Origin of the sequence: Helicobacter sp. CLO-3 (assembly GCF_001854545.1) — a bacterium.
In the GTDB taxonomy this organism is placed as follows: domain Bacteria; phylum Campylobacterota; class Campylobacteria; order Campylobacterales; family Helicobacteraceae; genus Helicobacter_B.
In genome coordinates this window covers 1-24,036 of record NZ_MLQN01000010.1, presented here as the reverse complement: position 1 = coordinate 24,036, position 24,036 = coordinate 1, and the positions used below count along the sequence as shown (strand labels likewise).

Here is a 24,036-nt window from a genome sequence, read left to right as displayed (position 1 = left end):
ATTTCTGCGCTGGCTTCTAGCCCAAACAGGCTTACACCAAGCCACTCACATCATCTACAAGGATTACCATGAAAATCGCAAGCAACATCACCGACATCATCGGCAACACGCCTATTTTGCACCTACACCAATTCGCACCAAACCTCTATGGCAAATGCGAGTTCCTAAACCCGAGCCACTCGGTAAAAGACCGCCCCGCATACGCCATGATACAAAAAGGCATAGATGAAGGCAAAATCACAAAAGACACCACCATAGTCGAATGCACCAGCGGAAATATGGGCATCTCGCTCGCGATGATTTGCGCAAGTCTTGGGCTACAAATCATCATCACTATGCCAGAATCTATGAGTATCGAGCGGCGCAAGATGATGGCGTTTTTTGGCGCGAAGCTTGAGCTAACTCCTGCGAGCGAAGGGATGAAAGGCGCGCTAAACAAGGCGCAAGAAATCCTAGAATCTATGGATAACGCCTTCATGCCAAGCCAGTTTGAAAACCCAGCAAACAAAGAGATGCACCGCAAAACGACAGCTATCGAGATTTTTGAAAGCTTTGAAGGCAAGCTTGATTATTTCGTCGCTGGATTTGGCACAGGCGGGACGATAAGCGGGGTAGGCGAAGTGCTAAAAGAAAAAATCCCGGGCATCCAAATCATCGGCGTAGAGCCCGCCGCATCGCCACTGCTAAGCAAAGGACAAGCCGCAGGGCACAAAATACAAGGCATCGGCGCGAACTTCATCCCACAAATCCTAAACCGCGATATCATCAATAAAATCGAGTGCGCGGAGAATGATGAGGCGATAAAAACCGCGCAAGCACTTGGCAAAATCGGCGTGATGGTAGGCATCTCTAGCGGCGCAAATGTCGCTATCGCCACCAAAATCGCGCAGGCAAACCCGGACAAAAAAGTGCTAACTATGCTAAATGACACCGCAGAGCGCTACCTCTCCACGGATTTGTTTAATACGCTGTGAGTTTGCTAGATTCTGCCTTGCATGCTGATGCGCGTTGGGGCGCGGGGCGATGCGTTGATGTGCTTTAGTGGCGTTGTAATTGCGTCGCGATTGCGCTGGCATCGCAAGTAGATCGCGCTTAAGTGCGCTGTCGTGGCTCACGATGTGTTTTTATATTATTGCAATGTATTTTTATATTGTAATGTATTTTTAGTGCGCTTACTGCGGCACTGCAATTGATTGCGCTTTGGCGCACTAGAATCTAGCTTTGCTCGCAGGGTGCCCATTTGGTGCTCGTCATTGCGAGCTGATTTATCGGCGAAGCAATCCATTTTATGATACCCATAAAATCGCAAAAATTTAGATTCTGCCATAAATTGAGAGCTCACATTTCTTTTTATAGATTGCTTTGTCGCTCCGCTCCTCGCAATGACGATTTACGGATACTAAATTGCTTGCAGAATCCAATTGATTTATTTTCATCATTGCGAGGATTTATAGAATCCGAAGTAAAGCACCAGCTTCTTTGATAATTTATTAAAGATATCACGCAGAGTTTAAAGTTTAATTCCCTCTAAACTTGGATTTTAAACAATAGGCTAAATGCTCTAAATTTGTGCTTTATTGTGCTGGTGTAAATTTGTGATGTGTGGCGCTTTATGTGGCGTTTTTGTAGTGTTTTTATGGAATCTTATAGATGGTGTCTTTTGTGGATTATCTTGTGGCGTTTAAATAGATAGATTACATAGATTGTCTTGTGGTGCTTTTTCAAAAATAACAAGCAAATTTTAGCACTTTGCTTTTGCGGCGTTTTGTTTGCCGAGATTTATTTTTGCGTTTTTGTCTTTTTAGCGAGCGATTTTTAGCACTAGTGTTTTTTGGTGTTGGCGATTTTGACGCTAGCGATTTTTGGTAGTTTTTAGCGTATTTAATGCTTTTAGCGTCTCTTCTTTGTCGTCGAAATGATATTTTTCATCGCCGATAATTTGGTATTTTTCATCGCCTTTGCCAAGGATTAGCAGCACTTCGCTAGATTCTAGCTCGGCGACTGCGCGTGCGATGATGGCGCGCCTGTCAGTGTCGCACACCACGCGTTTTTTGCGCTCTTTTGGCAGTCCTGCGAGGATTTCATCAATGATTTTTTGCGGGTCTTCGCTGCGCGGATTGTCGCTTGTGATGTAGAGTTTGCGCGCGTATTGGTAGGCGCAAGCGCCCATTTTGGGGCGTTTGGTAGCGTCTCTATCCCCGCCCGCGCCAAACACCACCGCCACATCGCGCGCCTTGAAGCTCTCAAAAATCTTTTCCATGCCATCGTGCGTGTGCGCGAAATCCACGATTATCAAAGGCTCTTCGCTGATGATTTCCATGCGCCCTTCCACGCCGCCAAAATTTAGCAGCTCTTGGGCGATGTCGGCTATGTGTGGCGCTTTTGGCGCAGATTTGGCGCGCACGCGAGAATCTAAAATACCAGAATCCAAACTAGATTCTGCTTTTTCAAAATCCGCCTCACTAGAATCCACTTTTTTAGATTCTGCGCCACATTCCCCCGCCCTTTTTTTGCAAACTTCTTTCACGCACAAAAGCGCGGCTAGGATATTATAAAGATTGTGCTTGCCATAGAGTTTGGCTTCGATGACGCTCTGCTCGCGCTCTGCTGTGCGTGGTGCCGCGCTCACATCAGCGTCTGTACCCGCTCCCACACGCCCTGCCAGCCCCCCAGTATAGCCCGCAGCACAGCCCGCATCCGCATAGCTCACATGCGCGTAGATCCCAGAATCTAAGCTATACGCATCTACTTTCAGATTGGCGGCGCGCTCGATGCCGTAGGTGTGGGCGTTGGTGGGATTGTAGCGCGCTTTTGGCTCATCGGCGTTGATGATTTTTAGCGCGGCATCGGCGAAAAAGCTGTTTTTCACGCGGACATATCCATCGATGGTTTTGTGGTAGTCGAGGTGGTCGCTGGTGATGTTTGTCAGCACTTTGGCGTAGAAGTCGATGCCAGCGCAGCGCTCTTGGTCTATGGCGTGCGAGCTCACCTCCATGACGAGAAACTCGCACCCCCTCACCTCATCAAGGATCGCGTATAGCTCGAGCACGCCGGGCGTCGTCAAGCCTTTTTCGCGGATGCGCGCCTCGTCTTTGAACGCGCCGCGCGTGCCTAGTAGCGCACAGGAGTGCCCGAGATCAAGCAAAAGCGAGTATATCAAGGCTGCGGTGGTGGTTTTGCCATTGGTCCCGGTGATGCCTATGATGCGCGGCAGCGGGGCGAAATACTGCGCTAAATCGTGCGCGTCTATGAAGGGTATCGAGGCGGATTCTGGGGCGCTGGATTCTGCGGTAATGCTAGATTCTGGCGCGAGTTTGGCAGAATCCAAATCCGCGCGCGCGCTAGAGGCTGGCATAAACGCCGCGTTGCGCTTAGTTCGCACAAAAAGCGTGCTGCTATCTAGCTCTCTAGAATCATCGCTCAAAAACTCGTATGTTTTGCCTTCATAGACTATGTGCTTTTTTATTTTCATCTTTCCTCATTTAGCTTGGATTCTAGCGGGCGCGACAAATTCTAGAGGTGGATTCTAGCGCGGATTTTATGCAGAATCTACTTCTAGATTCTAGGCGCGCGAATTCTGACAGGCAGATTCTAGCCAGCCTTGCGCCTCTCGCACCTTAACCTCTCATGCCCCAGCCTCTCGCACCCCGCCCCTCACGCCTTACTTTTGCACGCGCGCTGTATGATTTCCAAAATCTCATCATCATACGCAAACTGCGGTATATCCTCGAGATACGACAGCGCGATATGCTCGAATCCATGCGCCACGAGATCTTTCAAAAACTGATAAAAATCATCGCGCTCGGTGAAAATGATTTTGCTGCTAAAGATAAGGTTCTCAAACATCTCTTTAAACCCGCGCTCCTCGCACAGCTTCATAAAATCGCGATAAGAGATGCCATTTAGCTGCTCGGATTCTAGATTCTCCTCTTTTTCGACGATTTGCGAGATTTGGCTGATGCTTTCATCAAAACCCTCCAGTATCTCAAGCATCTGCCGCTGCGTATCTATGCGCTTGGCGCGCGTGCTAGAGGAAGTGAGGATGTGGTATAGCTCGCAGAATACTTCCGCCTTTTTGGGGAAATCATCGGCGATATCCGCGATAAGCACGCCAATCCTCGCCTCCAAATCGCTAGGATCCATGCTAAGCGCCTCGCCAAAAAGCGCGATCGCCGCGTCATATCGCTTCTCGCTAAGTGCTTTGAAACCTTTTTTGATATATTTGCGTTTTTGTGGATTATATGAAGGGATTTGCGTCATATTTGTCCTTTATTTATGTGGATTCTATCACTTCTATGTCAGGGTGTATATCGCTTTTTAGTTGGCGCTCTACGCCAAGCTTTAGTGTCATATGCGATGATGCGCAACCTCTGCAAGCCCCTTCTAGGCGCACATACACCTTGCCATCTTTGATGCGAAGCAGCGTGATGTTGCCATTGTCACGCAAAAGCATGGGGCGCACCTTGTCTATCGACATCTGCACGGGCTCTAGCAGCTCTTCATCGCTGAAAGGTAACATTATACTTCCTTAAAATAAACTAATAAACAAGCGGGATTATACAAGATTTTGCGGATTTAGATTCTAGATATTTAGATTCTGCATTTTTGGACTTTGGGGATTTGGATTTTGGATTTTGGACCAGAATCTAATTTGTGGTTTGTGTGGGTTGCTTTAAAGAGGCCGACACTTTACTAGAGAAGCTCGTCCTCTGCTTTGCTATTGTGATAAAATCCGCGTTGATTCTGCGCCGCATAAAAATCAGCGCAAAATAGACACAAAGTCGATACAAAATCAGCGCGGCATGGCGCAAAACCAATACAAAATCGGCGCCAAACTAATGCAAAAAGTGTCTTATGCCGCTGAAGTATAGCGCGATTTTATGCTCGTTTGCTGCGACTATTACTTCTTCATCCCTCAAGCTTCCGCCGGGCTCTATCACCGCTTTTACCCCAGCACTCGCCGCTAGATCGATGCTGTCGCGGAATGGGAAAAACGCCTCGCTAGCCAGCACGCAGCCCTCTATGTCTAGCCCCATGTCCTTTGCTTTGGCAAGTGCTGCTCTTGAGGCATCTACGCGGCTTGTCATGCCCATGCCTATCGCCACGAGCGCTTGGTCTTTGACATACGCCACGCAGTTGGACTTCGTGCGCGCGGCGATTTTATACGCGATGGCTAGGTCTAGCAGCTCTTTTTCGCTTGCTTGGCGCGCGCTTTGACATTTGGCGTTTGCCACTTCATCGCTCGCCACTTTATCGGTGTTTTGATAGACAAAGCCCCCGCTTATGCGCTTGAAGTCGTATTTATCTTTTGGCAATGCAAGCGTTTTTTGCTTTGTCACAAAGATTTTCATCCGCTTTTTGGGCGCGAAAATCTCTAGCGCTTGCGGCGTGATATCGCAAGCCACCAGCACCTCGATAAATATTTCATTCATCTTTTGCGCTAGAGCCTCATCCACCACGCCATTTACCGCCACCACGCCACCATACGCGCTCACACTATCGCAAGCAAGCGCTGCCACATAAGAATCCAGCAGCGTGTCTTTTAGCGCGAAGCCGCAAGGGTTGCCATGCTTTATGATGCTGACCGCCGCCCTATCGCCAAAATCGCTGGCAAGCGCTATCGCTGCGTTGATGTCGGTTAGGTTATTGAAGCTTGGCTCACCTTTTAGCGTTTGTAGCTGGTGCGTGTAGAAGCCTTTTGGAGATTTTGGTTTGGCGGATTTTGGGCTAGATTCTGGCGCGGATTCTAGTTTAGATTCTGGCGTGCGCACAGAAGCAGAATCCGCAGAATCCAAGTTAGATTCTGCTCCAGAATCCACCGGTGCTGGCGGCACAAACTCATACAGCGCGCCTTTTTGATGTGGATTCTCGCCATAGCGCGTTTGTAGCACCTTTTTACCCACGATAAACACCTCTTCACCAAAGCCGCCATTGTATTTTTCATTCATAAAATTAGCGATATAGCTATCATACGCCGCTGTGTGTGAAAATGCTTTTATCATCATTTTTTGGCGGAATTCTAGCGTGTTGTTGCCGCTTTTTAGCGCATCTAGCGCGCTTTCATAGTCATCTGGCGAAGTGATGATTAGCACATATTTATACGCTTTTGCCGCCGCGCGCACCATGCTAGGACCGCCTATGTCGATGTTTTCGATGATCTCATCCATATCGCTCGTGCGCAAAGTCGTCTCATAGAACGGATAGAGATTCACACACACAATATCTATCGCCTCGATGCCAGCCTGCGCTGCTTGCGCCACATCAGAATCCAAATCGCGCCGATACAAAATCCCGCCATGGATTCTAGGATGTAGCGTCTTCACCCTGCCATCAAAAAGCTCTTGACTTTGCGTGTATTCGCTGACTTCTGTGGCTGGGATATTTTGCGCTTTTAGCGCGGAGAGTGTGCCGCCGGTGGAGAGTATCTCATAGCCAAGCTCGATGAGTCCTTTTGCAAATGGTATGAGCCCGCTTTTGTCGCTCACACTTAGAAGCGCTCGTTTTTTCATGGGTTGTCCTTTGTGATGGATTTGCGAGATTAGATTCTAGCGTGGATTCTAATAAGATTTGGGATTATACCTTGCGCGTGCTTAAATAGCTTGAAAGAGTGGGTGGATTCTGTGGTATAATCGCGCATTTACATCACAAGCCAATGCATATCAATGCATACAGCAAGGAGAGCGCATGCTACTTTTCACACCCGGACCCACCCCCATCCCAGAATCCATCCGCCAAGCGATGGCAACACCCACGCTTCATCACCGCACCAAGGAGTTTGAAGCGATTTTTGCCAAGGCGCGCTTGGGGCTAAAAACGATGCTAAAAATGCCAGAAGTTTTGATGCTAGCAAGCAGCGGCACAGGCGCTATGGAAGCGAGCGTTTTGCAGCTTTGCCGCACGAAGCTATTGAGTGTCAATTGCGGGAAATTCGGGCAACGCTGGGGCAAAATAGCTCAAAAAAATGGCATGCCATTCACAGAGATAGTGCATGAGTGGGACACGCCAGCCAGCGCGCAAGAAGTGATAGACGCGCTAAAAGCGGATTCTAGTATCGATGCGGTGGCGCTGCAAGTGTGTGAGTCAGCCGGCGGACTGCGCCAGCCAGCCGAAGAGATAGCCAAAGCCATAAAAACGCATGACAAAAACATCGTAGTCATCGCTGATGCTATCACAGCAATGGGTGTAGAATCTATCGATACGACACATATTGATGCGCTCATCAGCGGGAGTCAAAAGGCGTTTATGCTGCCGCCGGGGCTTAGTGTCGTGGGGTTTTCTAGCTATGCGCTGGAGCTTTGCGAAGGCGAGAAAAGTGAGGGCGTGAAAAGCACTAGGGCGTGGAATAGCGGGCTTTATTTTGATTTTGCCACCGAGCTAAAAAACCAGCGCAAAAACACCACCGCATGGACGGCGCCGACTACGATTATCTGCGGGCTGGTGCGGTATTTTGAGATAGTGCAGGCTATGGGGAATGGCATGGATTTGGATAGTGCGCTAGATTCTACCACGCTAGAATCTAGTCTGCAAGAAGCCGCGCTAGCAAAGGGACTAGAATCCGCCTACGCGCACACTAAGAGACTAGCCCTCGCCACGCGCGAAGCGGTAAAAGAGCTAAGCAAAGATAGCGCTGGCAAACCAAGCGGCATCGCTATGTATCCGCACGCGCCGGCACTTGCGATGAGCGCGATACATCACGACACGCACGCCGCGCAAATCCGCCAAAAGATGAAAGCCTATGGCGTGAATGTCGCTGCCGGGCAGGATCATATCAAAGAAAAGATTTTCCGCATCAATCACATGGGGCTGGTGCGCGCGTTTGAAGCGAGCTTTGTGATAAATGCGCTAGAGCTTAGCCTCGATACGCTAGGGCTTAGAAAGTTTGATGGCAAGGGCAACGCAGCGTTTATCAAAGCGCTGTATGAGGTGTAGAGGCGCCCGATGTCTCTAGAGGCGCAGGCGTTTGGGACTCACTACATCAAAGCTTAAAATGTCAGAATCCAAACTGCAATAAACCAGGCTCGGTTCTTTGTGGCATTTGGATTCTAACTTGATTACTAAGAAGGCGCTATTTGTATAGATTCTATAAAACGCAACAAAAAAACAAATAATACAACCGCCCAAAGTATCGCCAAAATCCAAAAACTTGCTATAATGCCACCTCATCACAAAATAAAGCGAGTCAATATGAGAACACAATGGCTAAAAGAGCGCAGCGCGCGCTATCCTAATGAAAAGATAAAAACACAGCTTCACTTCGCAAAGCAAGGCATCATCACAGAAGAGATGCGCTACATCGCAAATATCGAGCAAGTGACGCCCGAACTCGTGCTAGATGAGGTGGCTAGAGGGCGACTCATCATCCCTGCCAATATCAACCACACCAACCTAAAACCCATGGGTATAGGCATCGCCTTACGCACCAAAATCAACGCAAACATCGGCTCTAGCCAGATAATAAACTCTATCGATGAGGAAGTCGAAAAACTGCAAACCTCTATCAAATACGGCGCGGACACGGTGATGGATCTATCCACCGGCGGGGATTTGGATAAAATCCGCTCGGCTATCATCAAAGCCTCTAGCGTGCCTATTGGCACCGTGCCTATGTATCAGATTCTGCATGATGTGCAAAATGATGTGCTAAAGCTTGATATTGACACGATGCTAGAGGTGCTTCGTAAGCAAGCGCGACAAGGGGTCAGCTATTTTACGATACATTGTGGATTTTTGCTAAAGCATATGCCGGCGGTATCCAAGCGCAAAATGGGCATCGTCTCGCGCGGTGGCAGTCTCATGGCAAGCTGGATGATGCACTATCATCGCGAGAATCCGTTTTATGAAGCGTTTGATGAGATTTTGCAAATCTGCCAAGAATATGATGTGAGCCTATCGCTTGGGGATTCTCTGCGTCCGGGCTGTCTGGCGGATGCGAGCGATGAGGCGCAGTTTAGCGAGCTAAAAGTGCTAGGCGAGCTGGCGCAAAGGGCGCGAGATGCGAGCGTGCAAGTGATGATAGAAGGACCCGGACACATCCCGCTAAACCAAATCGAGCGTAATGTGAAGCTGCAAAGGGAGTATTGCGATGATGCGCCATTTTATGTGCTAGGACCGCTGGTGACGGACATCGCTGCTGGGTATGATCATATCGCGAGCGCGATAGGTGCGTGCGTGGCGGCGTGGAAGGGCGTGGCGATGCTTTGCTATGTCACGCCAAAAGAGCATCTAGGACTGCCAAACGCCAAAGATGTGCGCGAGGGCATCATCGCGTATAAAATCGCCGCGCACGCCGCTGACATAGCGCGAGGCAGGATAAATGCGCGTGTGCGCGATGATCTCATGAGTGATGCGCGCTATGGGTTTGACTGGAATAGGCAGTTTGAGCTGGCGCTTGACCCAGAGCGTGCGCGCGAATACCACGATGAAGCGCTGCCCCAAGAGGTGTTTAAAGAGGCAGAGTTTTGCTCGATGTGCGGACCGAAATTTTGCAGCTACAAAATCACGCAAGATATTTTCAAAAAATACGGCGAGGGCGAAGGGGTTAATGCCTAGTGATTTGTGAGTCTATAAGATCTTGCGCGCCAAAAAGATCAACCCCTTATCTCGAAACCAGGGGCACAAATGGATATATCCTAAGCGGATGCCTTATCCCTAGTTGGCATCTTGTCTGGATTAAACCCACGTAAGTAATTATTCTAAAAGTTTTTGACCATTGGAGACACACAATCCTGCCTTGGTGATCACTCTTTAAATATTAATCTTTTGGGTTTTAAAAAATACATGTTGTTGTTACATGTTTAATCCTTTTTAATCTTTGAAAACCGCTATTTTTTTAGATAAAATTGCAAAATTTTGTTTTGTAGTCGCAGAATAAAATCAACACTAAGGAATTTTGTGAATAATGTTGCTTGCCTATATGCAATAAATGACACAAATAGTGCATCAAATCACGCCTTAAACGATGGCCCAAAACCTTTCGGCAATCCCCCCACAGGGTCAAGGGCCAAACACAGCGCTACCTCGCTTGGCTTTTTTCAAACACTTCGCGGCAGTTGATGCAAAATCTCGCGTGCGGCTTGATACGCAGTCGCCCTTCATCTATCTCCTCATCACACATTTCGCATATCCCATAGATGCCATCTTGCACTTTTTGCAGCGATTTTTCGACTTCTCGCAGCTCTTGCATGTGCTTTTCCATCATAAGCGAGTCTATCTGCCCTTGCATATGCGCTGACACCAAATCGCTATCATCTTTGATGCTGCTAGAGTTTAGCTCTTTGATGTTTGAGTTTCGCGCATTTAAAATCTCCAAAAGATTCTGCTTGCGCGCTAGCAAAATCGCCTCAAATTCCTGTATATCCATGTGAGAATGCCTCCTTGTGAGATTTGCCTATTTGTGATAGGGATGGTTTGCCAGTATGCTAAGCGCACGATAGATTTGCTCTAATAGCATCGCCCCTATAATAGTGTGGCTAAAAGTCATGGGGCTTAGGCTGATAGGCGTCGTGTGGCGTAAAAACGCCTCCTCAAAGCCAAACGCCCCGCCGACAAAAAACGCCAGCTGTGCGCGATGCGCGAAAGATTCTGCCAAAAGCTTGGCAAAGCCCTCGCTATCTATGCGCTTGCCCGCTGGGTGCAGGGCGATATTTGACATGATAAAAGCGCCAGAATCTATGCTGGCTCGGCTTGAAGCGTTTGAAACGCCGGATGCGCCATTTGCGCCAGATCCGCCAGCGCCGCGCGAGCTACCACCAGATACACCATTTGCACCCGCGCCCACAAGCAAAGGCAAAAGCGCCTTGGTGTAGGATTCTTGCGCGGATTTTGGGTTTTGTTTCTGTGCGGTAGCGATGTGGTTTGAGAAGATATTTTTGCATACTATCTCCGCGCCAAAAGAGCGGCAAAGCTTTTGATAATGTTCCTCTAGCGGAAGCAAAGGCGCGGATTTGGAGGCGGGTTTAGATATGGTGTAAAGCAGAATTTTCATGACTATAAGGGTTTAGATACATACTCAAATCGCTAAGTGTTTTGCGCAAATCATTCCTAGATACGACCATATCGATAAGCCCATGCTCTAGGAGAAACTCCGCTGTTTGGAATCCTTCTGGCAAATCGGTGCCGATGGTTTGCTTTATCACGCGCGCACCGGCAAATCCTATCATAGCGCCGGGCTCCGCCATGATGATATCACCCAAAAAAGCAAAGCTAGCGCTCACCCCGCCAAAAGTAGGATCGCTTAGCACAGAAAAAAATGGCAGTGAATGCTCGGCTAGGCGGTTTAGCGCGGCAGAGGTTTTTGCCATTTGCATAAGCGAATAGGTGGATTCTTGCATCCTAGCGCCGCCGCTTGTGGAGATGATGACTAGCGATTGGCGTTTATCCACGGCGCGATTTACCGCGCGCACGATTTTCTCGCCCTCCACACTGCCAAGACTCCCGCCCATGAAGGCAAAATCAAACACCACGATTTGCATCGGCACGCCCTCGATGATGCCCTCCCCTGCGATGACAGAGCTAGGGCGCCCGGTTTTTTGCTCGTATCTTTTGACGCGCTGTTTGTAGCTTTCTTTATCGACGAAGTTTAGCGGGTCTATGGGCGCTAGGTTTTTATCATACTCTACGAAGCTGCCTTCATCGCATAGTAGCTTTATGCGGTCATTGGCAGAGATTCTGAAGTGGTAGTTGCATTTGGGGCAGACTTGTCCCATCGCCATGACTTCTTTATAATACATGAGCGCGCCGCAGCTTTTGCATTTCACCCAGTGGCTGCTCGTGTCTTTGCTGCTGCGCTCTTCGTCTCGTTTGAGGTTTTTTAGAAAATCTACAAAGCCCATTTTTGCTCCTTATAGCCTAGCTTTGATTGCTTTTTGCGCGTTTTTATCGCTTATTATTGCGCGCTTGCTATTGGCTATCACAAAAGAATGCGTGAGATGATACCAAAAACTTCCTTGTTTTGACTTACAAGCAAAAAATCTTTTTTGTGTATTATCTCTAGATTCCGACAGAGAAAGAGCCCCGCTTTTGCGTCATATCTGCGGATACTTCCGCCAAAAAGCATAAAATTATTCTCTAGCGCATACGCCAAAGACAGCGCGCTAGCACCAAGCGAGCGGAATTTGATATTGTGCTTGTAGAGCTTTTTGGCGATTTTTGGGTTGCTATAGGCTTTTTCAAACACGCCACATTTCGCCTCGCCACCTTGCAATGCAACCTCTGCGCCGCTAAAAATATCTATTTTTTGAGGCTTGTTTTGCGTGTGGCTATCATAGAAAACTTCTGCCGTGCAGAAATTCACCACCGCAGCCTCTTTGATAGCGCCCTTTGCATCACAAAGCGCCAAAGAAGCGCCAAAATATGGCACACCCGAAAGATAATTATCACTGCCATCAAGCGGGTCTAGCACGATGCAATCGCGCGCGAATTTTTGTTTTTTGGATTTTTTGGAGCTTTTGGATTTGCCGCCTTTTAGATTCTCGCCTTTTAGATTCTCATGCGCCAGATTCTCGCGCGCTTTTGGTTTGATAAGCCCGCTTTCTTCAGAATCCACATCCGCCATATCTAGCAAATGCGCGCAAAATATCTCCTCACATAGCAAATCCGCGCCCATACTCACATCGCCCCCAGCGCCCTTGCCATGCCGAGTGAAAAGCCTGCTTTCTCTGCTGCGAAGTATGGGGATAATCTCGCAAGAAGCATTTATAACGCCTTGTAAAAATTTGCTCATCATGCCTCCTTAAAGCACAAACGCGCCGCAAACTAGAATCTAGCCGCGAAAAATTGCGCGTATTGTAGTTAGTTTTAGATTAAGCAAACTTTAGGAACAATCCGCGCCAAAACACCAGAATCTAAGCGCGCAAAAATCCAAACAAGCTAGATTCTAGCGCACCAGAATCCAACAACGCGCAAAGCGCGCCAGAATCCAGCACATCAAAGCACGCCAAACCAAAGGACACGCCACAAATGCAAGGCTACATCATATGGACGCAAAGCCAAAAAAACGAAGACCTCATCGTGCGCGTGCTTACTAGTGAAGAGATAAAAACGTTGTATAGATTCTATGGCGCGCGGCATTCTATCGTGCATATCGGGCGCAAAATCGACTTCATACAAGAGAGCAATGGCGTGTTTATGCCAAAGCTTCGGCAGGTGCTGCATGTGGGGTTTAAATGGGAGCGGGATGTCGCGCGCGTGTATGTGTGGCAGCGGTTTATGGAGCTTTTGCACTATCATTTGCGCGATATTTTTGCGCTGGATGCGCGCTATATGGAGATACTTGATGAGGGCGCGAAGCGGCTAGAAGTGCAAAATCCAAAGCGCGTAGCCCTAGAAATGTATGCCAAAATCTTGCATCATGAGGGGCGCAATCCGCTAACTATGCGCTGTCTTATATGCGAGCAATACCTTGACAAAGAGCCGCTGCCTAGCACGCTGGATTCTGATATGCTAGCATCCAAATCACCAGAATCTAAAGCAGTAGAATCGATAGATAAAAATATGGAGATAGCCATTTTGCGCGGATTTTTGAGCGCGCACAAAGTCTGTGCTAGCGGGCAGATTTTGACTTATGCCAAGCTAGAATCCTATCTAAGTAGCGCTAGCACGATAGAGCTTAGCGATGATGAGGTGGAGCGCGCGTATCAAGTGCTGCTGCTTGGCATGTGAATTTTTTTGGCGTAAAATCTTTGCAGTCCAAATCTGCTGGGTTTTGCGCGCGCTTAGATTCTAGATTCCGGCATAGATTTAGATTCTAGCGCTTTAGAATCCAAGTTTGGCAGAATTTATGTTTGGCGCGCAAAGTTTGTAGCTTTGGCTGGCTTTTTGGCTATAATGCTATTTTTATTTTCAAGGATGATTATGCCAAAACACTTTTATAAAAAATGGCTAAAAATCTGGCTACTAGCCGCATTTAGCACGCTATTTTTGGTATCTTGCGCTATCGTGCCCAAGCCCAAAGCCGCTAATCCAGCCACCATCACCATAAACATCGCCGGCGCGATATATGACACAAAGACAGACAGCGCCATCATCAAATCAGCGCTCACCTACTGGCGCAAACTAGGAGAGGATGGCAGCAGGGGCGATAGATTTGCCATAGGTGGCGCAAATGCGTTTAATCGCGCGATGAATACCTCTCGCTTCCGCAAAGTGCGCGATGAGACGCTAAGGCTTGATGCGGGCGTGTATTATTTGGATTCTTTTGAGGTAGAAGCGCCTAGAAATATCGCTATCTCGCAAGCGGGCGATTATACCAAGCGCGATGGCTGGGATAGCGAGCGCGGCGAGGCGATGCTATCTATCAGTGTCAAAGAGGGCGAGATTATCGCGTTTCCAAGGCTTATTTTTAGCATCATCCAAAAAGGTGAGCCAAAATCTTATACGCATCAGTTTGAAATTTTGGTATGTGGCGAGGTGCCAGAAAATATGCGCTTTGGCTCGATGATAACACATAGCAATGCTTCGCAAGAAGTATGCGATGAGGTGTTTGGCGGGCTTGATAATAGCGGGCAATAATAGTGGGCTTGATAATAAGCTTGAGCACAAATAAGGCGCACGCTTTATAAAGCTGCTAAGGAATATAAATTGCTTCATAATCGCTAAATAAGCAAAATCACGCCAAAATAACGCACATAAATATATAGCAAAACAAGGAGTAATAAATGGCAGAAGTCATCACTATCACATCAGGCAAAGGCGGCGTGGGTAAATCCACCGCCACAGCAAACATCGCGGTAGGCTTAGCGCTTAGCGGGCAAAAAGTAGTCGCGATAGATTTTGACATAGGCTTGCGAAATCTTGATATGATACTAGGGCTAGAAAACCGCATCGTATATGATGTAGTCGATGTGATGGAGGGCAAATGCAAGCTTTCCCAAGCACTCATCCAAGACAAAAAAACACCCTCGCTCTACTTCCTGCCAGCAAGCCAAAGCAAAGACAAAACGATCCTAGACAAAGCCAAAGTAAAAGCGCTCATAGAGGAGCTAAAAGCGGATTTTGACTATATTTTGCTAGATTCTCCAGCGGGGATTGAAGGGGGATTTGAGCATGCGATATTTTGGGCGGATCGCGCGCTCATCGTCGTCACGCCAGAGGTTAGCTCGGTGCGCGATAGTGACAGGGTCATCGGCATCATCGATGCGAAATCCGACAAAGCAGCCCACGGACAAAAAGTGCAAAAACACCTCATCATCAACCGCATTAAGCCCGAGCTAGTCGAAAGCGGACAGATGCTAAGCTCACAAGATGTGCTAAAAATCCTAGCCATCCCGCTTATAGGACTTGTGCCAGAGGATGAAAAAGTCGTCTCCGCTACCAACTGCGGCGAGCCAGTGATTTATGATGACAAAAGCATAAGTGGCGAGTGCTACAAACGCATCGTGCGCAGAATCGCTGGCGAAGAGGTGGAGTTTGTCGAGTTCAAAACACAAGGCAGCATCCTAAAAACCTTCAAAAGGTTGTTTAAATGAGCTGGCGCGATATGTTCTCCAAGAAAAACAGCGCGCAAACCGCAGCGGATCGCTTGACTCTGGTGCTAGCGCATGAGCGAAGCGTGAAAATCCCATATATGGATGATATGAAGCGCGAGATTATCGAGGTGGTGCGTAAATACACCCAATCTGATAATATCTCTGTCCGCCCAAACTCGGATTCCAACCAAGACATCTCCACGCTAGAGATAGAAATCACGCTGGGCTAGGCGAATGGATTCTGGTTTGGCCGGGCTTTGCTAGGCTAGGCGTAAGGGCTAAGGCAGAATCTAAGCCGATCGAAACTGATTGGAATAAAAAGCAACAGGACAAAAAGCAAAAGGAAGCATCATGACAAACAAAGTTTTCAAATCCCTAAAAATCCTCTCCACTCTTGTCATTTTGGCGCTGCTTGGCGTGGGGGGGTATTTTGGCTATGGATTCTACCAAGAAGAGATGCAAAAGCGCGCAGAATCTAGCCTAGATTCTAGCGACAAAGGCGCAAATGGCGACAAACTAGCCACCGCAGAATCTGGAGCTGGTAAAAATGGCGCAAGCGGCCCAAACGCGGATTCTGGCAAAGATTCTGACAGCAAAGACTCTAATAAAGATGAGCTAGATATCGACTGGGATGGGATAATGGCAGATGCCAAAAACGCCAAGCATCCCAAAGATTCTGCAAACACAGGCGCCAAAACCGACAAATCCACCAGCGCCAAGCAAGCAAGCGCGACAAGCGGCGCCAAACAGCCTAGCACAAAATCAAGCGCCAAAGAAAACCCCTATGCCAACGCACACACCGGGCATGCAAACACTGCAAACACAAACGCCAGCGACTCCTCTATATCAAAGATTTTCGCAGAATCCGATTCTAGCGCCACCAGCACAAACCCATATAACGCAGACAAAATCAAAGCCATCGCCACGCAAAAGCCCTATCTAGCGATAATCATGGATGATATGTCCTACAATAGCCAGCTGCAGAATCTAAAAAAGCTGCGCCTGCCTATCACGCCTTCATTTTTCCCGCGCAGTGCCGACACGCCAGACACGCCAAATCTAGCCAAACAGGTGGGATTCTACATGATACACCTTCCGCTAGAGGCGATGATCCCGCAAAAATCCGCGCACAAATGGATAATGACAGGCGACTCCATAGAATCCATGCGTGCTAATATCGCTGCCATCAAGCGCGACTTCCCCTCGCTGCTTTTCCTAAACAACCACACAGGAAGCAAATTCACCGCAAGTATGAAAGATATGGAGAATCTGCTTGCTGTGCTAAAAGAGGCGAATATCGAGTTTGTGGATTCTCGCACGAGTGCGGATACTATCGTGCCCATCATTTACGAGCAGCAGGGCAGGAAGCTGCTAGAGCGCAACATCTTCCTAGACAACACGCCAAGCGTGCCCTACACCCTAGGACAGCTAAAGCTAGCCGTCGATACTGCCAAGAAAAATGGCTATGCCATAGCGATATGCCACCCGCATACAAGCACATTTCAGGCACTCGCACAGGCTAGAAACACGCTATTTAAAGATGTCGAGCTGGTGTATATCAGAGACTTGCCTATCGCGCGCGAGATTTTGGCGAGCAATGGCATCGAGCTGCCCCCGCTAGATAGCAGCGCGTTTGCAGCGCAAAATGGCGATGCGATGTTTATCTCCGAGCTAGAGTTTGAAGAAGAGCCAAAACCTTCCAAAATCGACAAAACTATGTTTGAAGAAGTCAAACGCGCCAAAGCTAGCAATGCCAAAGCAAATGCTAGCAAAAACGCCAGCGCGCAAAAAGCGATAACAAAGCCCACGCAAAAAGGCAAAACTGCTGATAAATCAAGTGGCGCTAGCAAAGATTCTGCTGGCAAAAGTCCTATTAACTCTGGCGCCAACGATGACACATGCTCTAGAAGCCCAGCAGAAGCCTTTATCTCTGGGTGCGTGAGCGATAGAAAGCCTATCAAAAATCAAGAAGGTTTCGTCGATATCCAATGGAGCGCGCCAAATGATAAAGATTCTAGCGCGCCGGGTAAGCGCCCGAGGGATTTTTTGGATTCTGATGATTTCATCAAGACAAGCGAGTGATTTGCGCTTGATACTCTCAAACTTATCAGCGCCAAATCTACCAGCGCAGAATCCAATAATACAAAAACTGCAGAATCTAAAAATATCGCAGAATCTACAAACAGCGCGCGTGCTCGCGCCACTCCAGCCAAATTTTTTTAGCAACTTTAGCAATCAAGGCTTGCGCTAATGCAATCCGCTACAAACCAACACCAAAACAGCCAGCACCAACCTAGCCAGCCAAATCAATCAAACCAAAAAAGTTTCCCCACACTAGAAAATCTCCCAGCCTCACTTTTTGCGCTGAAAAAACCGCCAGAAAAGCTATTTTACATAGGCGATACGAGCCTGCTAGATTCTGCGCCAAAAGTCGCCATCATCGGCACGCGCCACCCCAACACCTACGCGCAGATGCAAACCGCAAACCTTACTAGAGCCATCATCGCGCGCGGAGGCGTCGTCATCAGCGGAGGTGCGCTAGGCACAGACATCATCGCGCATGAAGCCGCCCTGCCGCGCACGATTTGCGTGCTGCCTAGCAGTTTAGAGACATTTTACCCCGCGACAAACGCCAAAATCATCGCGCAAATCTCGCAAAATGGGCTCATCCTAAGCGAATACGAGCGCAACCCAAAGCCCCAAAAATACGACTTTTTGCATCGCAATCGCATCGTCGTGGCATTGAGCGATTTTGTCGTGATACCACAAGCCGACCTTGCCAGCGGCTCGCTGTATAGCGCGGATATCTGCGCCAAAATAGCCAAGCCACTTTTTGTGCTCACACACCGCATAAACGAATCGCTCGGCACGCAAGAGCTGCTTATAAAAGGGCGCGCGAAGCCCATATTTAGCATAGAATCCTTTCTGCAAGAAATAAGCGCGAGCGCGGAAAATAGCGGCGCTAGCACTCCAAATGCGCGCGGCGCACAAAATGCAGAATCTAAAGATTCTAGCGATCCGATTATAGAGTTTTGCAAAGGCAATCCATTTTTTGAAGAGGCGTATTTGCGCTTTGGCGATGCGCTTTTGGAATACGAGCTAGAGGGCAAAGTCGCGCGCGTAAATGGGCGCATAGTCGTGCAAAGCCAATAAGGCAAAATATGGATTCTAGCAAAAACGCCACATCAAACGCCGCGCTAAAAGTAGATTCTGCCTTTTTGAATCCCGCGCGAGAATCTAAAATTGCAGAATCCAAAAAGCTAGATTCTGCCAGCGAGCGAGAATCTAAAATTGCAGAATCCAAACGCATAATCGCCTGCGATGTGGGGCTAAAGCGCATCGGCGTGGCTATCTATCTGCAAGGCATCGCATTGCCACTGCCAGCCATCCTTCGCAAAAACCGCAACCAAGCCGCCAGAGATTTATCAAGCCTTTTGCGCGAGCAAAACGCCGATATGCTCATCGTAGGCTTGCCGATGAGTGAAAAAGCGCGAAAAATAGAGGAGATAGAAAACGCAGAATCTAGCGCAAATACCAGCGCGCCACAAAACTTAGAATCCAAAAGCGCGGATTTTGTGGAGGTAGATTCTGGCAAAATAGATTCTAAAAAAGCGGATTCTAAAGAAAGGGATTTTGCAAAAGGGGCGAATTCTGCTAAACAAGATTCTGACAAAATAGATTCTAGCAAACCAAAATCCGCGCAAGATGAGCACGAGGCGATGGTGCGCAGGATTCGGCATTTTGTGTCATTGCTAGAGTTTGAGAAGCCGATAGTCTATGTCGATGAGGGCTACTCGAGCCACATCGCAAGCGAGCGGCTAGCGCATCTGGCGCGCGAGGACAAAGCACGCGCGCACAAAGATGGGCGCATAGATTCTCTCGCCGCCTGTGAAATCCTCTCGCGCTACATAGCACATCACGCCAAATCCACGCGATAAGTTTTCACGCTCTTGATAATTTAGCAGGCTACCAAACCGCGCTAAAACAAGGCACACCAAACATACACGCGCAAGAATCCAAAAATCAAACCACCAAAATTTGTGCTAAAACCGCCTATTCCTCGCCCATCTCATCCTTCGCCTATCTCCTCCGCGATGAAAAAGCGCGGGCGGTGTTTGGATTCTATATAGATTTTGCCGATGTATTCGCCAATCACGCCAAGGCTAAGCAGCTGCACGCCGCTAAAAAAGCTAAGCGGAATCAGCATCGACGCCCAGCCATACACCGCATCATCGGTGAAAAGCTTGACATACAGCGCAAAAAGTGCCAGCGCGATCGAAAGCGCAAAAAACACAAGCCCCAGCACGCTCACCATACGCAGCGGCATCACAGAAAAGCTAGTGATACCATTCCACGCGAATGATAGCATTTTGCGTAGCGGATACTTCGACACGCCAGCCTCGCGCTCATTCCTATCATAATACACCTGCGCGCTCTCAAAGCCAATCAGCGGCACCATGCCACGCAAAAATAAATTCACCTCTTTAAACTCCAACAGTGCGCCAAGCGCGCGGTTTGAGAGCAGGCGGTAATCGGCGTGATTGTAGATGATATTCACGCCCATAATATGCATGAGTTTGTAGAAAAATAGCGCCGTGTTGCGCTTAAAAAAGCTGTCTTTTTGCCGACTTTGGCGCACGCCATACACCACCTCTGCGCCCTGCGTGAAATGCGCGATGAAGTCATCTATCGCCTCGATGTCATCTTGCAAATCGCAATCGATGCTTATCGCGCAGTCGCACTTGTCTTTGGCGTATTCCATGGTGCACAGCAGGGCGTTTTGATGTCCTTTGTTGCTTGATAGTCTAAGTGCTGTGATTTTGGGCTTATAGGCAGCATTTAATGGGGGGGGGGGCAAAAGAGAAGAGGGGCTGGATTCTAGTTTGTCGCCCGCGCGAGAATCCAAATCGTTTGCGCTAGATTCTGCGTGCGCCACTAGGCTTTTTAGCACCGCCCAAGTCCTATCTTTGCTCCCATCATCGACAAACACCATACGAGAATCCGCCGCGATACTCCCTCGCTCCATAAGCGCGCCAAGCTTCTTGCTAAGCACCTCATAAGTTTTTGGCAGCACTTCTTCTTCATTGTAGCAAGGTAGTAGGACAAAGAGTTTTGGCAGTATTTGCGAGGCTTGTGAGGCTCGCAAACCTTTTGGACTTGGCGGATTTAAAAGCGTTTTTGGCATTTTGTTTTCCTTAGAAATTCATTTGGATTCTGCGTTTAGATTCTAGTTTGTCGCGCCACAAAAGCACATACGACAAAAGCGCGCCAGAAACACGCGCCGATACAATACACAAAAGCGCGCTTCACAAAGCACGCCGCGCACAAAAGCGCAAAAGGCGCATTATACCCCACAACATTTTTAGATTTTATAAATTTTTGCGTTTTACCCCTTGACAGATAGCTACTATCATCCTTTATAATTGCGCCTTTATTTTTCGCGCGGCGATGCCAAAATGCTGCTAAGGCAACGCTACCAAAGGCAACGCCACTAAAGCAGCGCCACCTAAGCCAGCCCGCGTAGGCCAAAACAGACGACAAAATAAACCACAAAAACACCAAAGGACTACCATGTTTTCAAAGTTTTTCATCAATCGCCCCGCATTTTCCGCGGTGGTTAGCATCGTTATCGTGATTGCCGGGCTTTTGTGTATGTTTAATCTCCCCATCGAGCAGTATCCAAAACTCGTGCCAAACCAAATCATGGTGCGCGCAAGCTACCCCGGCGCTGATGCCAAAACGCTCTCCACCACCGTGGCAAGCATCCTAGAAAATAGCATCAATGGCGTGGAGGGCATGCTCTATCTGCAATCAAGCTCAAGTGCCAGCGGGAATCTCGCTATCAGCGTATTTTTTGGCAATGATGTGGATGCAGATATGGCACTTGTCAATGTCAATAATCGCGTGCAAGCTGTCATCAGCCAGCTGCCCGCAGAAGTGCAGCGCTCGGGCATCACGGTGGCAAAGCAAAGCACCGCAGTTGTGGGGCTCTATCATCTCTACTCGGATAATCCAGCGCATAATCAGCTTTTTATCGCAAACTACGCGATTTTAAATATCATCGATGAGCTAAAGAGAATCCAAGGCATCGGCGATGTCGAGCTGTGGAGCTTGCAAGACTATGCGATGAGAATCTGGCTAGACCCGGCTAAAATCGCTAGCTTTGGACTCTCTCCGCTAGAAGTCATCGCCAAAATCGAGGAGCAAAACGCGCAGTTTGCGCCCGGGCAGTTTGGCAAAGAACCAATTGACAAAAGCGCTTTTACCTACACTATCACCACTAAGGGACTTTTAACAAGTGTCGAGGAGTTTGAAAATATCATTATCCGCGCAAATTACGATGGCTCGGCACTGCGCCTAAAAGATATTGCGCGCGTAGAGCTAGGCGCGCAGGACTATCTCACAGATAATTATTACAATGACATCCCCTCTGTGCCAATCCGCGTGACTTTGCAACCCGGCGCAAATATGCTAGATGTCGCAAACAATGTCAATAAGGCGATGCAAGAACTAAGCGCGAAATTCCCCGAGGGCTTGCAATACTCAAATCCATTCCGCCCTACCGAGTTTGTAACCGCTTCCATAAATGAAGTGATGAAAACATTTATAGAGGCAATCGTGCTTGTGGTGCTAGTGATTTATGTGTTTTTGGGGAATCTACGCGCGACGATTATCCCAGTCATCGCTATCCCTGTGTCTATCATAGGCACATTTGCCGGGCTTTATGCTTTTGGATTTTCAATCAATCTCTTAACGCTTTTTGGGCTCATACTTGCCATTGGCATCGTCGTGGATGATGCTATCATCGTCATCGAAAATGTCGAGCGGATAATGCACGAAAAGCACCTAAAAGCCAAAGAAGCCACCATAGAATCTATGAAAGAAATCACTAGCCCTGTCATTGCCATCGTGCTAGTTTTAAGCGCGGTGTTTTTGCCGGTGTGCTTTATGGGCGGATTTAGCGGGGAGATGTATAAGCAGTTTGCTATCACGATAGTCATCTCTGTCGTCATCTCTGGCTGTGTCGCGCTGACGCTCACGCCCGCACTTTGCGCGCTTTTCCTAAAAGGCGGGCATAGCAAACCAATCTTGCCGATACAAAAATTTAACGAATTTTTTGAGAAGCTCACTTTTAGATTCTCGCTTACCCTTTCGCGCGCACTCAAGCGCGGGCTTTTGATGCTAGCGCTTTTTGTGGCTATCGTCTTTGCGACTTGGGGGCTTATCATAAAAACGCCCACATCTCTCGTGCCAAATGAAGACATGGGCGGAATCACCGTGCATACGATTTTGCCAGAGGGCAGCTCGCTCTCGCGCACCATAGAAGCGCAGCAGTATCTCATCAGCACCCTAAAGCAAAATCCGCTTATCGATGAGCAAACGACTATCAGCGGATATAGCTTTTTGGTGGGAAGTTTCAAAACAAATGGGGGTGTGGCGTTTGAGCGTTTAATCGACTGGAGTGAGCGCAAAGGCAAGGGGCAAAGCGATAGGGAAATCATCGCCGCACTTAATAAAGAGCTAAGCGAATATCCAAACGCCACTTTTATCTTAGGGCAATGGCCAACTATCATCGGGCTAGATTCTAGCGGGGTGAATGCCTATCTGCAAAGTCGCGAGGGCGCGAGTATGCAGGAGCTGAAATATTATGTAGATTTGCTTGTGGAGCGCGCAAGTGAGCGGGCAGAATTTAGCAGGATTTTCACAAGCCTATCAGTAGAGACGCCACAATATGAAGTAAGCCTAAACCGCGAGGCAGCAAGCGCGCTGGGCGTAAATATAAATGATGTTTTCCGCACGATGCAAGTGACTTTTGGGAGCTATTATGTGAATAATTTTGAGCTTTATGATAGGACTTTCCGCGTGATAGCTCAAAGCGCGCAAGACTATCGCAAAGATCCAGAGAATCTGCATGATGTCTTTGTAAAATCTAACAATGGCAATCTCGTGCCACTAAGCGCGCTTGTGACTTATAAACGCGTGATTGGCGCAGAAGTCATAAGCCGCTTTAACCTTTTCCCCGCCGCGCAAATCACTGGATTTTTAAACATCGGCTATTCTAGCGGCGAAGCGATGAAAGCGCTCGAAGAAGTCGCGGCAGAAGTGCTACCCGCTGGATTTGAGATAGCCTATGCGGGGGCAAGCTATCAAGAGAGGGCAAGTAGCGGAAGTGGGAATCTCGCCTTTGTCTTTGGGCTTTTGTTTGTGTTTTTGATTTTGGTGGCACAATATGAGCGCTGGCTTATGCCTTTGGCGGTGCTTACTGCGGTGCCTTTTGGCGTGTTTGGTGCGATAGTGGCGACGAATTTACGCGGGCTAGATAATGATATATATTTTCAAGTGGGGCTTTTGCTTTTGATTGCCTTGAGCGCGAAAAATGCGATTTTGATCGTGGAGTTTGCGACACATTTGCGCGAGAAAGAGGGTTTAAGTATCTTTGAATCTAGAGAAAAAATCTTAAAATAAAGCCTGGGTTTAGGAAATAAAACAAAAAAATATAGGAGCTTAAACACCAACATAAATATTATATCCATATAGCCTCGCTTATGCTAAAAGCCAAACTAAACTAAAA

The 24,036-nt window shown here is 48.2% G+C and carries 21 protein-coding genes and 1 pseudogene; 13 read left to right on the top strand and 9 right to left on the bottom strand.

Going from position 1 to position 24,036, the window contains the following annotated elements:
* Window positions 1–68: 68 nt before the first annotated feature.
* Window positions 69–974: a cysteine synthase A gene (gene cysK / locus BKN38_RS03945; RefSeq protein WP_066454007.1), complete on the top strand. Its 906-nt coding sequence runs from the start codon at window positions 69–71 to the stop codon at window positions 972–974.
* 878 nt (window positions 975–1,852) lie between these two features.
* Here cysK and BKN38_RS11740 read toward each other — a convergent pair.
* The 4 genes from BKN38_RS11740 to BKN38_RS11735 form a co-directional block, all read right to left on the bottom strand.
* Window positions 1,853–3,472: a UDP-N-acetylmuramoyl-L-alanyl-D-glutamate--2,6-diaminopimelate ligase gene (locus tag BKN38_RS11740; protein WP_066454017.1), complete on the bottom strand. Its 1,620-nt coding sequence runs from the start codon at window positions 3,470–3,472 to the stop codon at window positions 1,853–1,855.
* A gap of 182 nt (window positions 3,473–3,654) precedes the next feature.
* A complete protein-coding gene (locus BKN38_RS03930; protein WP_066454020.1) occupies window positions 3,655–4,260 on the bottom strand; it encodes a tetratricopeptide repeat protein in 606 nt (201 codons plus the stop codon).
* Window positions 4,261–4,273: 13 nt separating this feature from the next.
* Complete coding sequence (locus tag BKN38_RS03925) at window positions 4,274–4,519, bottom strand: NifU family protein (RefSeq protein ID WP_066454023.1); 246 nt, start codon at window positions 4,517–4,519, stop codon at window positions 4,274–4,276.
* A 316-nt stretch (window positions 4,520–4,835) separates the two neighbouring features.
* Window positions 4,836–6,509, bottom strand: coding sequence for a bifunctional phosphoribosylaminoimidazolecarboxamide formyltransferase/inosine monophosphate cyclohydrolase (locus tag BKN38_RS11735; RefSeq protein ID WP_233712899.1), 1,674 nt, complete (start codon window positions 6,507–6,509; stop codon window positions 4,836–4,838).
* Window positions 6,510–6,684: 175 nt separating this feature from the next.
* Here BKN38_RS11735 and BKN38_RS03915 point away from each other — a divergent pair, with 175 nt between their 5' ends.
* Complete coding sequence (locus BKN38_RS03915; RefSeq protein WP_066454026.1) at window positions 6,685–7,929, top strand: alanine--glyoxylate aminotransferase family protein; 1,245 nt, start codon at window positions 6,685–6,687, stop codon at window positions 7,927–7,929.
* Window positions 7,930–8,067: 138 nt separating this feature from the next.
* Window positions 8,068–9,549, top strand: coding sequence for a phosphomethylpyrimidine synthase ThiC (thiC, locus tag BKN38_RS03910; protein WP_371113551.1), 1,482 nt, complete (start codon window positions 8,068–8,070; stop codon window positions 9,547–9,549).
* A 463-nt stretch (window positions 9,550–10,012) separates the two neighbouring features.
* Here thiC and dksA read toward each other — a convergent pair whose 3' ends face one another.
* The 4 genes from dksA to BKN38_RS03890 form a co-directional block, all read right to left on the bottom strand.
* Window positions 10,013–10,360 (bottom strand): RNA polymerase-binding protein DksA, encoded by a 348-nt coding sequence (gene dksA, locus BKN38_RS03905; RefSeq protein ID WP_066454031.1) that lies wholly within the window; start codon window positions 10,358–10,360, stop codon window positions 10,013–10,015.
* Between the two features lie 27 nt (window positions 10,361–10,387).
* A complete protein-coding gene (locus BKN38_RS11730) occupies window positions 10,388–10,984 on the bottom strand; it encodes a 23S rRNA (pseudouridine(1915)-N(3))-methyltransferase RlmH (protein WP_066454034.1) in 597 nt (198 codons plus the stop codon).
* Window positions 10,956–11,831 carry an acetyl-CoA carboxylase, carboxyltransferase subunit beta gene (gene accD, locus BKN38_RS03895; protein WP_066454037.1) on the bottom strand — a complete coding sequence of 292 codons (876 nt, stop codon included), beginning with the start codon at window positions 11,829–11,831 and terminating at the stop codon, window positions 10,956–10,958. The genes BKN38_RS11730 and accD overlap by 29 nt, the downstream gene beginning before the upstream one ends.
* Window positions 11,832–11,908: 77 nt before the next feature.
* The gene (locus BKN38_RS03890; protein ID WP_066454039.1) at window positions 11,909–12,721 is read right to left on the bottom strand and encodes an inositol monophosphatase family protein; all 813 of its coding nucleotides are present in this window, start codon (window positions 12,719–12,721) and stop codon (window positions 11,909–11,911) included.
* A gap of 236 nt (window positions 12,722–12,957) precedes the next feature.
* On the opposite strand from BKN38_RS03890, the gene recO reads away from it, so the two are divergent.
* The 9 genes and pseudogenes from recO (at window position 12,958) to ruvX (BKN38_RS12250) (ending at window position 19,402) form a co-directional block, all read left to right on the top strand.
* Window positions 12,958–13,659, top strand: a complete 702-nt coding sequence (recO, locus tag BKN38_RS03885; protein ID WP_066454042.1) for a recombination protein RecO — start codon at window positions 12,958–12,960, stop codon at window positions 13,657–13,659.
* Window positions 13,660–13,851: 192 nt separating this feature from the next.
* Entirely contained in the window at window positions 13,852–14,508 is a 657-nt protein-coding gene (locus BKN38_RS03880) for a hypothetical protein (RefSeq protein WP_066454044.1), read from the top strand.
* 146 nt (window positions 14,509–14,654) lie between these two features.
* Window positions 14,655–15,464, top strand: coding sequence for a septum site-determining protein MinD (gene minD / locus BKN38_RS03875; protein ID WP_066454046.1), 810 nt, complete (start codon window positions 14,655–14,657; stop codon window positions 15,462–15,464).
* Window positions 15,461–15,694: a cell division topological specificity factor MinE gene (gene minE / locus BKN38_RS03870; protein WP_066454048.1), complete on the top strand. Its 234-nt coding sequence runs from the start codon at window positions 15,461–15,463 to the stop codon at window positions 15,692–15,694. Before minD ends, minE begins: the two co-directional genes overlap by 4 nt.
* A gap of 121 nt (window positions 15,695–15,815) precedes the next feature.
* Window positions 15,816–17,546, top strand: coding sequence for a divergent polysaccharide deacetylase family protein (locus tag BKN38_RS03865; RefSeq protein WP_066454050.1), 1,731 nt, complete (start codon window positions 15,816–15,818; stop codon window positions 17,544–17,546).
* Window positions 17,521–17,715 carry a hypothetical protein gene (locus tag BKN38_RS03860; protein WP_066454051.1) on the top strand — a complete coding sequence of 65 codons (195 nt, stop codon included), beginning with the start codon at window positions 17,521–17,523 and terminating at the stop codon, window positions 17,713–17,715. The genes BKN38_RS03865 and BKN38_RS03860 overlap by 26 nt, the downstream gene beginning before the upstream one ends.
* Window positions 17,715–18,617: a DNA-processing protein DprA gene (locus BKN38_RS03855; RefSeq protein WP_083329086.1), complete on the top strand. Its 903-nt coding sequence runs from the start codon at window positions 17,715–17,717 to the stop codon at window positions 18,615–18,617. Before BKN38_RS03860 ends, BKN38_RS03855 begins: the two co-directional genes overlap by 1 nt.
* A 155-nt stretch (window positions 18,618–18,772) precedes the next feature.
* A pseudogene (ruvX, locus tag BKN38_RS11725) lies at window positions 18,773–19,006 on the top strand (Holliday junction resolvase RuvX); the annotation flags it as partial.
* Between the two features lie 177 nt (window positions 19,007–19,183).
* Window positions 19,184–19,402, top strand: a complete 219-nt coding sequence (gene ruvX / locus BKN38_RS12250) for a Holliday junction resolvase RuvX (RefSeq protein WP_233712901.1) — start codon at window positions 19,184–19,186, stop codon at window positions 19,400–19,402.
* A 131-nt stretch (window positions 19,403–19,533) separates the two neighbouring features.
* Here ruvX (BKN38_RS12250) and BKN38_RS03845 read toward each other — a convergent pair whose 3' ends face one another.
* Window positions 19,534–20,649 (bottom strand): glycosyltransferase family 2 protein, encoded by a 1,116-nt coding sequence (locus BKN38_RS03845; RefSeq protein ID WP_083329084.1) that lies wholly within the window; start codon window positions 20,647–20,649, stop codon window positions 19,534–19,536.
* Window positions 20,650–21,035: 386 nt separating this feature from the next.
* Here BKN38_RS03845 and BKN38_RS03835 point away from each other — a divergent pair, with 386 nt between their 5' ends.
* Window positions 21,036–23,930 carry an efflux RND transporter permease subunit gene (locus BKN38_RS03835; RefSeq protein ID WP_082942443.1) on the top strand — a complete coding sequence of 965 codons (2,895 nt, stop codon included), beginning with the start codon at window positions 21,036–21,038 and terminating at the stop codon, window positions 23,928–23,930.
* The last annotated feature ends 106 nt before the right edge of the window (window positions 23,931–24,036 follow it).